The sequence below is a fragment of the Microbacterium festucae genome (assembly GCF_025421715.1).
Taxonomy (GTDB): Bacteria; Actinomycetota; Actinomycetes; order Actinomycetales; family Microbacteriaceae; genus Microbacterium; species Microbacterium festucae.
The window spans coordinates 805,673-817,832 of the sequence record NZ_JAOEFC010000001.1 but is presented as its reverse complement, the minus strand read 5'-3'; the positions used below and the strand labels follow the sequence as shown (position 1 = coordinate 817,832).

At 72.1% G+C, this 12,160-nt stretch carries 10 protein-coding genes; 5 read left to right on the top strand and 5 right to left on the bottom strand.

Annotation, left to right across the window (positions count from 1 at the left end; translation table 11 throughout):
• Positions 1-42 precede the first annotated feature (42 nt).
• Together N3K63_RS03510 and N3K63_RS03505 are read left to right on the top strand one after the other, a co-directional pair.
• Positions 43-1,491, top strand: coding sequence for a glycoside hydrolase family 1 protein (locus tag N3K63_RS03510; protein WP_261578600.1), 1,449 nt, complete (start codon positions 43-45; stop codon positions 1,489-1,491).
• 34 nt (positions 1,492-1,525) lie between these two features.
• Complete coding sequence (locus N3K63_RS03505; RefSeq protein ID WP_261578599.1) at positions 1,526-2,539, top strand: LacI family DNA-binding transcriptional regulator; 1,014 nt, start codon at positions 1,526-1,528, stop codon at positions 2,537-2,539.
• Positions 2,540-2,756: 217 nt separating this feature from the next.
• Here N3K63_RS03505 and N3K63_RS03500 read toward each other — a convergent pair whose 3' ends face one another.
• The 3 genes from N3K63_RS03500 to N3K63_RS03490 all read right to left on the bottom strand — a co-directional run bounded on the left by N3K63_RS03500 (position 2,757) and on the right by N3K63_RS03490 (position 6,320).
• The gene (locus tag N3K63_RS03500; RefSeq protein ID WP_261578598.1) at positions 2,757-3,620 is read right to left on the bottom strand and encodes a VOC family protein; all 864 of its coding nucleotides are present in this window, start codon (positions 3,618-3,620) and stop codon (positions 2,757-2,759) included.
• Positions 3,621-4,022: 402 nt separating this feature from the next.
• Positions 4,023-5,363: a uracil-xanthine permease family protein gene (locus tag N3K63_RS03495; protein ID WP_261578597.1), complete on the bottom strand. Its 1,341-nt coding sequence runs from the start codon at positions 5,361-5,363 to the stop codon at positions 4,023-4,025.
• 72 nt (positions 5,364-5,435) lie between these two features.
• Entirely contained in the window at positions 5,436-6,320 is an 885-nt protein-coding gene (locus N3K63_RS03490) for a phosphoribosylaminoimidazolesuccinocarboxamide synthase (protein WP_261578596.1), read from the bottom strand.
• Positions 6,321-6,423: 103 nt separating this feature from the next.
• On the opposite strand from N3K63_RS03490, the gene N3K63_RS03485 reads away from it, so the two are divergent.
• The 3 genes from N3K63_RS03485 (at position 6,424) to N3K63_RS03475 (ending at position 9,608) form a co-directional block, all read left to right on the top strand.
• A complete protein-coding gene (locus N3K63_RS03485; RefSeq protein WP_261578595.1) occupies positions 6,424-7,374 on the top strand; it encodes an intradiol ring-cleavage dioxygenase in 951 nt (316 codons plus the stop codon).
• A gap of 66 nt (positions 7,375-7,440) precedes the next feature.
• Positions 7,441-8,061, top strand: coding sequence for a PadR family transcriptional regulator (locus tag N3K63_RS03480; RefSeq protein ID WP_261578594.1), 621 nt, complete (start codon positions 7,441-7,443; stop codon positions 8,059-8,061).
• Positions 8,058-9,608: a DHA2 family efflux MFS transporter permease subunit gene (locus N3K63_RS03475; protein WP_261578593.1), complete on the top strand. Its 1,551-nt coding sequence runs from the start codon at positions 8,058-8,060 to the stop codon at positions 9,606-9,608. The genes N3K63_RS03480 and N3K63_RS03475 overlap by 4 nt, the downstream gene beginning before the upstream one ends.
• Positions 9,609-9,669: 61 nt before the next feature.
• On the opposite strand, the gene lhgO is transcribed toward N3K63_RS03475, so the two are convergent.
• Entirely contained in the window at positions 9,670-10,875 is a 1,206-nt protein-coding gene (gene lhgO, locus N3K63_RS03470) for an L-2-hydroxyglutarate oxidase (RefSeq protein WP_261578592.1), read from the bottom strand.
• A gap of 70 nt (positions 10,876-10,945) precedes the next feature.
• Positions 10,946-12,133 (bottom strand): ROK family protein, encoded by a 1,188-nt coding sequence (locus N3K63_RS03465; protein ID WP_261578591.1) that lies wholly within the window; start codon positions 12,131-12,133, stop codon positions 10,946-10,948.
• Positions 12,134-12,160: the final 27 nt, after the last annotated feature.

Here is a 12,160-nt window from a genome sequence, read left to right as displayed (position 1 = left end):
GCAATCCCCACGACCGCGATCCGACCAGAGGAGTCCTTAAGCATGAGTCGCACCTTCCCGGACGGGTTCCTCTTCGGCGCCGCCACCGCGGCCTACCAGATCGAGGGCGCCGCCTTCGAGGGCGGCCGCCGCGCCTCCATCTGGGACACCTTCGCCCGGGTCCCCGGTGCCGTCATCAACGCCGACAACGGCGACGTCGCCTGCGACCACTACCACCGCTACGAGGGTGACGTCGCGCTCATGAAAGAGCTCGGTCTCGACACCTACCGGTTCTCGGTGTCGTGGTCGCGGGTGCGCCCCGACGGCGGCGCGGTCAACCAGGAGGGGCTCGACTTCTACAAGCGCCTCGTCGACCAGCTGCGCGAGAACGACATCCTCCCGTGGCTGACGCTCTACCACTGGGACCTGCCGCAGGCGCTGCAGGACCGCGGCGGCTGGACGGTGCGCGAGACCAGCGACCTGTTCACCGACTACGCGCTGTCGGTGCACGACGCGCTCGGCGACCGGGTCGACACGTGGACCACGCTCAACGAGCCGTGGTGCTCGTCGTTCCTCAGCTACACCGGCGGCATCCACGCCCCCGGCCACTTCTCGATCACCGAGGGCGTGCTGGCCGCGCACCACCTGCTGCTCGGCCACGGCCAGACCGTGCGCGAACTGCGCGCCCGCGACGCGTCGCTGAACCTCGGCATCACGCTGAACCTCACCGTCGCCGAGCCCGCCGACCCGCAGAACCCGGCCGACGTCGACGCCGCACGGCGCATCGACGGCCAGTTCAACCGGTGGTTCCTCGACCCGATCTTCCTCGGGGCCTACCCGGCCGACATCGTCGACGACATCCGCGACGTGGATGCCGGCGCCATCGAGGCCCTCGAGGCGGCGACCCACGACGGTGACCTCGCCACCATCTCCCAGCCCCTGCAGTCGCTGGGCGTGAACTACTACCACGGCGAGTTCGTCGGCGGAGCGCCCGACCCCAACCCCCCGGCCGCCGGCGACGCGCCGACCGACCGCGAGACCGGCTCGCCGTGGCCCGTGGGGCACGACATCCACTGGCACGAGCGGGGCCTGCCGCGCACCGCGATGCACTGGGAGGTGCAGCCCGCCGGGCTCACCGAACTGCTCGAGCGCGTGTGGACCGAGTACGCCCAGCCGGCCGAGACCGTGCTCTACGTCACCGAGAACGGCGCCGCCTACGACGACGAGCTCGTCGAGGAGGACGGCCAGAAGCGCGTGCACGACGCCGACCGCGTCGAGTTCCTGCGCGGACACCTCGGCGCGATCGTGGATGCCGCGGAGGCTGGCGTCGACGTGCGCGGCTACTTCTACTGGTCGCTGCTGGACAACTTCGAGTGGGCGTGGGGGTACGAGAAGCGGTTCGGCATCGTCCGCGTCGACTACGAGACCCAGGAGCGCACGCTCAAGGACAGCGCCTTGGAGTATCGTCGGGTCATCGCCGCTCGGGCGATCGACGTTCCCGCCGGCTCGTAGCGATCCCGCGAGGATCCCGGAAGGACATCGGACTGTGACCATCGATCCGCCGCGGACGGCCGCGACCATCGAAGAGGTCGCCGCAGTGGCCGGTGTCTCTCGCTCGACCGTCTCGCGCGTGGTCAACGGCTCGACCGCCGTCAGCCCCGGCGCGCTCGAGGCGGTGCAGCGGGCGATCGCCGAGCTGCACTACGTGCCCAACAGGGCCGCGCGCAGCCTGGCGAGCCGGTCGACCATGGCCATCGCCCTGGTCGTCCCCGAAGACACCACGCGCTTCTTCGGCGACCCGTTCTTCGCGGCCATCGTCGCCGGCATCAACTCGCGCATCAGCCGCTCGAGCTACGTGCTCAACGTGATCCTCGCCAGCGACGACCCGCTCGACAAGGCGACCGCCTACCTGCAGAGCGGCGCCGTCGACGGGGCGATCGTCGTCTCGCACCACCAGAGCGACACGTTCGTCGACCGCATCGCCGCCGTGCTGCCGCTGGTCTACGGCGGCCGCCCGGTGCGCGCCCGCGACACCGACTTCTACGTCGACATCGACAACGTCGCCGGCGGCCGCGACGCCACCGCGCACCTCATCGCCAAGGGGCGCACACGCATCGCGGCGGTCACCGGCCCCCTCACCATGCCCGCCGGTGTCGACCGCGTCGAGGGCTACCGCGAGGCCCTCGCCGCCGCGGGGCTCGAACCCGGACCCATCGCCGAGGGCGACTTCACGATCGACAGCGGCGCCGCCGCCATGGAGCAGATCCTGCGCTCGGGCACCGAGTTCGACGCGGTCTTCGTGGCGAGCGACCTCATGGCGCGCGGTGCGATCGACGTGCTCGGACGCGCCGGCATCCGCGTGCCGCACGACGTGGCCGTGATCGGCTTCGACGACTCGTCGGTCGCCACGGCGACCCCGCCGCTGCTGACCACGATGCGCCAGCCCTCGTACGCCCAGGGCGAGCGCATGGTCGAGGTGCTGCTGGCCCTGCTCAGCGGCGGATCGCCGCAGCACGCGACGATCCTCGAGACCGAGCTCGTCATCCGCGACACCGCCTGACCGGCGTCGGGGCCGGGCTCCGCGGACTCCGTGGGTCTGGCGCGGGTCGGTGCGCGCGTGCTCAGCGTGCGGGTCGATGGCCCGCGCGGGCTCAGCGTGCGGGGCCAGGGGTCGCCACCCCTGCCGAGTGTCCAAGGCACGCCGCATGCGCCGGCCGGATGCCGCGTGTCTTGGACACTCGGCGCGGAGCTGCGGGCGGAGGGCGGGGCGCGGAAGGTCAGGCGACGACGGCGTGCAGGGCGTTGTTCCAGGGGTCGTCGAAGGCGATCGTGCGCCCGTCGTCGCGCACGCCCACCCCGTAGTGGCGGAGCCGCTCGGCGAGAGCGCCGAGGCCGTCGGCATCCGGCAGGGCGAGGTCGACGCGGCCGAGGCCGGGCGCGGGCATGCGCGGCCCCGCGCCGCGCGAGTTCCAGACGTTCATCGCCATGTGGTGGTGATAGCCGCCCGCGCTCACGAACAGCGCCTGGCCGCCCAGCGCCGCGGTGACGTCGAAGCCGAGGGCGTCGACGTAGAAGGCGCGCGCGGTCGCGACGTCGCCGACCGAGAGGTGCACGTGGCCGATCGCCGCGGCATCCGTCGCCGTGTCGACCTCGCCCAGGTGGGTGCGCAGGAAGGTGTTCGGGTCGAGGAACAGGGTGTCCATCTCGACCTGCCCGTGCGTCCATGACCACTCGGTGCGGGCGCGGTCCCAGTACAGCTCGATGCCGTTGCCCTCGGGGTCGGTGAGGTAGAAAGCCTGGCTGACCAGGTGATCGGCGCTGCCCGTGAAGGTGTGCGGTGCGTGCTGGGCGACGCTGTAGAGGGCGCCGGCGAGGGCGGCCTGCGTCTCGAACAGGATCGCGGTGTGGAAGAGTCCGGCCGATCCGGCGGCCGCGTGCCGCAGCGCCGGTTCGTGCCGCAGGATGACGAGCGGTCGCTCCGCACGGCCCAGCGTGACCGTGTCGCCTGCGGCGGCGAGCACCTGCAGCGTGACGACGTCGCGGTAGAACGCGGTCTGCGCATCGAGATCGCCGACGAGCAGCGTCACCGCGCCCATCGTGGTCGCCGCGTCCAGCCCCGGCAGATTCTCATTCACATGCATACTCAACCCCCGGCATCCGCCCGACATTCCCCGCCCGCGGGGTGTTCGTTGCCGCCGAGTGTCCAAGACACGCGGTTGGCGGGCCGCGGATGCCGCGTGTCCTGGACACTCGACCCGGGTACGGGAACCGGGCGGGGCGGCGAACGCGACGCGGGGTGCATGTCCGGGGGCGCCGCCCGCTAGCGGGCCCGCCGCGCCTTCTGACGCGATGTGCCCGCCGAGTGTCCAGGACACGCGGTTGGCGAGCCGCGGATGCCGCGTGTCTTGGACACTCGACCAGGGAGGCCGACCCCGGGCGGGCGACCCCGGGAGGGCGACCCCCGGGAGGGGCCCCCAGGGAGGGCGACGCCCGGGAGGGCGACCCTGGGGGCGCCCCGGGCGGGCGCCCTCCGGCCCCGGGGGTTACTCGGGGTCGCCGCCGAGCTGGCCGATCGGGACGATCGGGCCGCCGTCGTCGGCGCCGGTCTTGCGGGCGCGGGCGATGGCGTTGCCGAGGTGGTAGATCACCAGCGCGGCGACCGTGCCGAGCACGATCGCGCCGAACTGCAGGTTGCCGAAGCTCATGGCGAAGCCGGCGATGGCGATGACGAACGACACCGCGACCGTGTACTGGTTGACGGGGCGCGAGAAGTCGACCTGGTTGTCGACCCAGATCTTGATGCCGATGACGCCGATGAGGCCGTACAGCGCGGTCGTGACGCCGCCGAGCACCCCGGCCGGGATGGTGTTGAACAGGGCCCCGATCTTGGGCGAGAACGCGAGCAGGATCGCCACGGCGCCGGCCACCCAGTAGGCGGCGGTGGAGTAGACGCGGGTCGCGGCCATCACGCCGATGTTCTCGCCGTAGGTGGTGGTGCCCGAGCCGCCGAAGCCGCCCGCGAGGGTGGTGGCGACACCGTCGGCGATGAGCGCGCGCCCGGTGTGCTTGTTGATCGACTGGTCGCCGGTCATGGTCGCGACGCCCCGCACGTGGCCGACGTTCTCGGCGATGAGCACGAGCACGACCGGCAGGAACATCGGCACGAACGACCAGGCGGTGCCGTCGGTGAGACCCACGAGGTGGAACTGGGGCAGGCCGATCCAGTCGGCCTCGGCGACCGCGTCGAAGGCCACCTGTCCGGTGAGGGCCGCCACGACGTAGCCGACGACGACGCCGAGGAAGATCGACACGCGCCCGAGGAATCCGCGGAAGAACACGCTGAAGAGGATGACGACGGCCAGGGTGAGCGTGGCCAGTTCGGGCTGCTTCTGGAAGTTGCCCCAGGCGGCGGGGGCGAGGTTGAAGCCGATCAGGGCGACGATGGCGCCCGAGACGACCGGCGGCATCAGCTTCTCGATCCAGCCGGTGCCGAACGCCTGCACGATGAAGCCGACGAGCGCCAGCAGCACGCCGGCCACGACCACGCCCAGCAGGGCCTGGGTGATCTGCAGCGGCGTCTCGAGGGCGTTGCCGCCGTTGAGCGCGGTGATGGGGGCGATGAAGGCGAACGACGATCCGAGGTAGCTGGGCAGCTTGTTGCGCGTGATCAGCAGGAACAGGATCGTGCCGAGGCCGGAGAAGAGCAGCGTCGTCGACACCGGGAAGCCGGTGAGGATCGGCACCAGGAAGGTGGCGCCGAACATGGCGACGACGTGCTGCGCGCCGATCGCGATGGTGGCGGGCCAGGCGAGGCGCTCGCCGGGCGCGACGACGGCGCCGGGCTCGACGGTGCGGCCGTCGCCGTGGAGGGACCAGATGGGCATGGGTGTGCTCCTCGGAACGAGAGGGGATGCGGGTCTGCCGCCACCCTACCTGTGAGGAAGCTGGACGCCGCGTCAGGCGGCGGTGAGGCGCTCCAGCAGCTCCCGATACTTGCCGGCGGTCTTCTCGACGATGTCGGCGGGCAGCTCGGGAGGGGTCCCCTGCTTGTCCCATTCGGCGCTCAGCCAGTCGCGCACGATCTGCTTGTCGAAGCTCGCCATCCGCTCCTCCGGGGTGCCCCCGGCCGCCCACGTCGCGGCGTCCCAGTACCGCGACGAGTCGCTCGTGAGCACTTCGTCGGCGAGCGTGAGGATGCCGTCGGCGTCGACCCCGAACTCGAACTTGGTGTCGGCGAGCACGAGCCCCTTCGCCTCGGCGGTCGCCGCGGCGCGCGTGTAGATCTCGATCGACGTGTCGCGCAGCTGCGCGGCGCGCTCGGCGCCGACGAGCTCGACGGTGCGCTCGAACGAGATGTTCTCGTCGTGCTCGCCCAGCGGCGCCTTGTAGGCGGGGGTGAAGATCGGCTCGGGAAGGCGGTCGCCGTTGAACAGCCCCGCCGGCAGCGGGATGCCGCACACCGTGCCGTCGACCCGGTACTCGGCCCAGCCCGACCCGGTCAGATAGCCGCGCACGACGCATTCGATCGGCTGCATGTCGAGGTCGCGGACGACCATCGCGCGGTCGGCGACGGCATCCGGCGGGGTCTGTCCGAGCAGGTGGTTGGGGATCGCGCGGCCGCCGTCGGCGCCGGCGAGCTGGTCGAACCACCACAGGCTCAGCTCGGTGAGCAGGGCCCCCTTGCCGGGGATGCCGGGGGAGAGCACGTGGTCGAACGCGCTGACGCGGTCGCTGGCGACCACCAGCATCCGCCCGTCGCTGTCGTCGGCGGGGCGGTAGAGGTCGCGGACCTTGCCCGAGTAGACGTGGTTCCAGCCGGGCAGCGCGCTCGTGTTCGTCACCCGTCCATTATCGGGGGCGGCGTGTCGTGCCGCCGCCCGCGCCCATAGCCGTCTCATAGCCCTCCCCGAGGCCGTGGATCAGCAGGCCCGGCACACTGACGTCATGATCCCCGACCCGCACCAGAGCTCCGACGGCCCCCGCTACGAGGGGCGCGTGCTGCCGCGACCCGACGAAGAGGTCGTCGACCAGGGCGCGCGCTTCGACCTGCAGACCCTGTTCAGCCGCCGCAGCGTGCTGGGGCTGGTCGGCCTGGGGCTCGGCTCGGCGGCGCTCGCCGCCTGCGCGCCGACTTCGAGTGCGGCGCCCACGACGACGCCGAGCCCGACCTCCACCCCGACTCCCACGGCCAGTGCGACCGCGACCGCCGCCGCGGCGCTCCCCGCCGGCGAGATCCCCGACGAGACGGCCGGGCCCTACCCGGGCGACGGCTCGAACGGCCCCGACGTGCTCGAGCAGTCGGGCATCGTCCGCAGCGACATCCGCTCCAGCATCGGCGCACAGGCGCCCGTCGACGGCGTCCCCCTCACCGTCACGCTGCGCCTCACCGACATGGCATCCGGTGACGCCCCCTTCGCCGGGGTGGCCGTCTACGCGTGGCACTGCGACGCCCAGGGGCGCTACTCGATGTACTCGTCGGGCGTCGAGAACGAGACCTTCCTGCGCGGCGTGCAGATCGCCGACGCCGACGGCCAGGTCACCTTCACCTCGGTCGTGCCCGGCTGCTACACCGGGCGCTGGCCCCACATCCACTTCGAGGTCTACCCGTCCGAGGCGGGCATCACCGACTCGGGCAACGCCATCGCCACCTCGCAGCTGGCGCTGCCGCAGAGCGCGGTCGAGCCGGTCTACGCCCTGCCCGCCTACGACGGCTCTTCCCGCAACCTCGCCCAGATCACGCTGGCATCCGACAACGTCTTCGGCGACGACGGCGGCGCGCTGCAGGTGGCCACCGTCACCGGAGACGCCACCGCCGGATTCACCGCCACGCTCGTGGTGCGCGTCGACACCGCCACGGCGCCGACGGGCGGATCCGCAGGCGGTCCGCGCCGCTGACCACCCCGCCGTCGCGGAACACTCCAGATGGTATAGTCCACGTGGACTAATCGAATCGGAGTGAAGATGAAGGATGCCGTCGACCGCCTGACGCCGCTGGGACTCATGGTCCTGACGCTGCTGCGCGTAGACGACATGCACCCCTACGAGATGATGCGCCTGATGCGCATCCGGCACGACGACCGGCTGGTGACCATCACCAACGGCACGATGTACCACACGGTCGCCCGCCTCGAGAAGAGCGGGCTCATCGTGGAGGTCGGCGTCGACCGCGACGGCAACCGCCCCGAGCGCACCACCTATTCGGTGACGGATGCCGGCGTCGCAGTCGCCCTCGACTGGGTGCGGCGCGAACTGGTCGGGATCGACACTCCCGCGCAGTTCCGCATCGCGCTGGCCGAGTCGCACAACCTCGACCGCGACGAGGTGCGCGACAGGCTCGGCATCCGTCACACCGCCCTCACGGCCTACGAGTCCGCCCTCACGGAGGGCTACACGAAGGGGCGTGCGAAGGGGGTGCCGCTGCAGTACCTCGTCGAGGTCGAGCGCGACCTCGCCCTCGTGCGCGCCGACCTGACCTGGAGCGAGGCGCTCATCGCGCGCCTCGCCGACGACGACATCCCGTGGGGCACCGACACCGCCCCCACGGACCGCTACCTGGCACAGAGAGAGGCCGCCCGCGCATGAGCACGACCCCGTCCACCGGGACGACCGGCACCACCGGTACGCCCACCGGCACCGTCCGCACCCAGAGTCCCTGGCCCGCCCTGTGGGCGCTGGTCATCGGATTCTTCATGATCCTCGTCGACACGACCATCGTCTCGGTCGCCAACCCCGCCATCAAGGCGGCGCTCGACCCGGCCACCGCCAACCTCGACAACGTGGTGTGGGTGACGTCGGCCTACCTGCTGGCCTACGCCGTGCCGCTGCTGATCACCGGCCGGCTCGGTGACCGCTTCGGCCCCAAGAACATCTACCTCATCGGCCTCGCCGTCTTCACGCTCGCCTCGCTCGGGTGCGGGCTCTCGCCCGACCTCGGCACGCTCATCGCGTTCCGCGCCGTGCAGGGACTGGGTGCGGCGCTGATGACGCCGCAGACGATGGCCGTGATCACCCGCACCTTCCCGCCCACCCAGCGCGGCGCCGCCATGGGCCTGTGGGGCGCGACCTCGGGCGTCGCCATGCTCGTGGGTCCGCTGGCCGGCGGCCTGCTCGTCGACGGCTTCGGCTGGGAGTGGATCTTCTTCGTCAATCTGCCCGTCGGCGTGATCGGCTTCGTGCTGGCGTGGATCCTCGTCCCCAAGCTCGATACCCACCAGCACCGGTTCGACCTCGTCGGCGTCGCGCTGAGCGCGACCGGACTGTTCCTCATCGTCTTCGGACTGCAGGAGGGCGAGCACTACGACTGGGCCGGCTGGGTGTGGGGCATGATCGTCGGCGGAATCGTCGTGATGGGCCTGTTCCTTTGGCAGCAGGCGAAGACCCGCAGCGAGCCGCTCGTGCCGCTGGGCCTGTTCACCGAGCGCAACTTCTCGGTGTCGAACATGGGCATCGCCGTGGTCGGCTTCGTCGTGACGAGCATGACGCTGCCGCTCATGTTCTTCCTCCAGCTCGCCAAGGGGCTCACCCCCACCGAGTCGGCGCTCCTGCTGATCCCGACGGCCGTCGCCGCCGGCGTGCTCTCGCCGATCGCGGGACGCATCCTCGACCGCGTCGACCCGCGCGTGCTGCTGGTTCCCGGACTCCTCTGCGTCACCGTCGCCCTCGCCTGGTACGCGCTGCTCATGCACCCCGACACCCCCACCTGGATGTACCTGTTCCCGGCCGCGCTCATCGGCATCGGCAACGCCGGCATGTGGGGGCCGCTGGCCACCACCGCCACCCGCAACCTGTCGCCCCGACAGGCGGGCGCCGGCGCCGGCATCTACAACACCACCCGCACCGTGGGCTCGGTCATGGGATCGGCCGCCATCGCCGCCTTCATGCAGGCGCGCCTCGAAGCCAACCTGCCGCAGGCGGGGTCGGCCGGCGGCGAGTTCGGTTCGGGAGCCCTCCCGCCGCAGGCCCTCGACGGCTTCGCGGATGCCATGGCGCAGAGCCTCATCCTCCCCATCATCGTGATGGCGGTGGGCGTGATCGTCGTGCTGTTCCTGAAGAAGCCCGAGCACCTGCGCGGCGACGCCCCCGCCGGGGAGGTTCCCGCCGCGGAGGTTCCCGCCTCGGCATCCCGCTGAGCGCCCTTCCCGCCGCCGCGCGCCCCGTCAACCGGGCGCGCGGCGGCGAGGCGTTCCGGGCTCAGCGGGCGGCGGGCGAGCCGAGATGGTGGGCGCGCAGGTAGCGGGCGATCGCCAGCGCGCTCGTCGCCGCCGGTGACGGGGCGTTGCGCAGCACGGTGACCGGCCCCACCTGGTCGACCGCGAAGTCGTCGAGCAGATCCCCCGCCCGGCCCCAGGCCTGTGCGCGCACGCCGGCGCCCGATTTGCGGGCGAGGTCGCCCATCGCCAGCTCGGGGATGAACCGCCGTGCCTTGCGGAAGTAGAGCGCCTTCACGAGCGACCCGCTGATCTCGTCGACGCCCATGCGCCAGTGGCGGCGTGCCAGGGCGGGGGCGCCGGGCCAGCGCAGTGACCCCCAGGTGTCGGCGAGCGACACGTCGCGCCAGCGGTAGCCCTCGCGGGCGAGGGCCGGCAACGCGTTGGGTCCGACGTGCACGTCGTCGTAGACGCCGCGGGTGAAGTGCACGCCCAAGAACGGGAACCGCGGGTCGGGCACCGGGTAGATCATGCCGCGCACGAGGCCGGTGCGCGACGGCTTCAGCATCCAGTACTCGCCGCGGAACGGCAGGATGCGCGGTGCCGGGTCGGCCCCGACGAGGCGGGCGATGAGGTCGGACTGCAGCCCGGCGGCGGCCACCACGCGGTCGAAGAGGTGCGCGCCGGTGCGGGTGATCACCCGCACGCGGCCGCGCTCGATGCGGATGCCGGTGACCTCGGTGTGCAGCAGCACGCGGCCGCCCGCGGCGCGCACGTCCTGCGCGAGGGCCTCGGTGATGGCGGCGTAGTCGACCACCGCGGTCTGCGGCGAGTGCACGGCCGCGACGCCGGCGACGTGCGGTTCGACCTCGCGCAGCCGCCCCGGATCGTCGATGCGGGTGAGGTCGGGCACGGCATTGGCGCGCGAGCGCCGCTCGATCTCGGCGAGGGCCGGCAGCTCCGCGGCGTCGACGGCGACGACCAGCTTGCCGACCGCGCGGTAGGGCAGCGACCTGTCGGCGCAGAACTCCCGCAGCAGGCCGCGTCCCTCGGCGCACAGCGTCGCCTTCATCGATCCGGGCGCGTAGTACAGGCCGGCGTGCACGACCCCGGAGTTGTGGCCGGTCTGATGCTGCGCGAGCCGGCTCTCCTTCTCGAGCACGGTGACCTCGGCGCCCGCCGCCGTCAGCTCGCGCGCGAGTGCGATGCCGACGATCCCGCCGCCGATGATGCCGACCTGTTCCGCCATGCCGTCCCCCCAGACGTCCCCCGGCCAGCATGCCGTGCCCCGCATCCCGCCCGCAATGGGTGGGGGAGGGTCAGTGTGCGATTGCGCGCTCGGTGTGGTCGTCGGCCTCGGATTCGAAGGCGCGGTCCGCGCTGAACATGTGCGCGAGCACCTCGTAGGCTGCGCCCCGAGCGAAAGCCAGGCGGTCTGCCGCCGTCACGTCGAGGGCGGGAGCGGGAGCGTGCTCGTGCACGAACTGCTCGGCGAACACCGCGGCGGCGCGGGGGAGGAGCGCGTCGCCGTCGACCTCGGATCCGACGGCGACGAGCACCCGCTCCGGACCGAACATCTTGCAGGCGTTGGCCATGGCCGCCCCCAGTCGCCGGGCGGCTTCGTCGTGCACCTGCACGCGGATCTCGTCGGACGCGGTGTCAGCGGTGACGCCGCGTCGCTCGTACTCGCGCGCCAGACCCCACCCGCTGGCCCACGTCTCCAGGCACCCGGTGGCGCCGCAGTGGCAGGGGCGGTCCGCCTCGGCTGCGCCATCCGCCCGCCAGTGCGCGAATCCCCCGGCGGTGCCGTCGAACCCGCGGTGGATCCTGCCCTCGACGACCACGGAGGCACCCAGACTGGTGCCGACGGTGAAGGCGAGGAGACTGCGCCCCTCGTGTCGGGGAGCGAACAGCAGCTCGCCCGAAGCGAGAGCGTTGACGTAGCTGTCGATGATGACCGGCACACCGAGTCGGTCTGCGAGCAGCGCGCGCAACGGCACGTCCTCCCACTGCTGGGCGCCGCTGTGCCGCACCACACCGCCGGCCTGGTCGACCATCCCCGAGACGGCGACGCCGACTCCGATGAGCGCGGCATCGGCGCGGGCGGCGGCCACGTGCTCCACCCCCCGCACGATGGCAGCGGCGGCCTCATCGGGATGGGTGGAGGGTACGGGTTCGCGGTGGGTGTCGACGACCTCGCCGGTGAGGTCGACCAGCACCACGATCGCCTCGGATGCCGCCAGTCGCACGCCCGCCGCGAAGACGGCGTCGCGACCGAGGCGCAACGGGCGAGCGGGACGGCCGCCCGTGCCCCTCACGACGTCTGCTTCCGCGAGCAGGCCGGTGCTGAGCAGCTTGCCCGTGATCCCCGTGACGGTGGCCGGACTGAGGCCGGTCGTCGCAGCGATGACGGCGCGTGCGACGGGCTGGCGGGCGCGCACCACATCGAGCACCAGCGCCTCGTTGATCTCGCGGATCAGTGCCTTGCTCCCGGCACGCAACTTCATCGCGTACGCCTCGCGATCGCATCCGTC

Excerpts from the sequence above, each read along its gene's own strand:
- N3K63_RS03510 (WP_261578600.1), top strand. The coding sequence starts at position 43 with ATGAGTCGCACCTTCCCGGACGGGTTCCTCTTCGGCGCCGCCACCGCG.
- N3K63_RS03500 (WP_261578598.1), bottom strand. The coding sequence starts at position 3,620 with ATGCATGTGAATGAGAATCTGCCGGGGCTGGACGCGGCGACCACGATG.
- N3K63_RS03495 (WP_261578597.1), bottom strand. The coding sequence starts at position 5,363 with ATGCCCATCTGGTCCCTCCACGGCGACGGCCGCACCGTCGAGCCCGGC.
- N3K63_RS03485 (WP_261578595.1), top strand. The coding sequence starts at position 6,424 with ATGATCCCCGACCCGCACCAGAGCTCCGACGGCCCCCGCTACGAGGGG.
- N3K63_RS03480 (WP_261578594.1), top strand. The coding sequence starts at position 7,441 with ATGAAGGATGCCGTCGACCGCCTGACGCCGCTGGGACTCATGGTCCTG.
- N3K63_RS03475 (WP_261578593.1), top strand. The coding sequence starts at position 8,058 with ATGAGCACGACCCCGTCCACCGGGACGACCGGCACCACCGGTACGCCC.
- lhgO (WP_261578592.1), bottom strand. The coding sequence starts at position 10,875 with ATGGCGGAACAGGTCGGCATCATCGGCGGCGGGATCGTCGGCATCGCA.
- N3K63_RS03465 (WP_261578591.1), bottom strand. The coding sequence starts at position 12,133 with ATGAAGTTGCGTGCCGGGAGCAAGGCACTGATCCGCGAGATCAACGAG.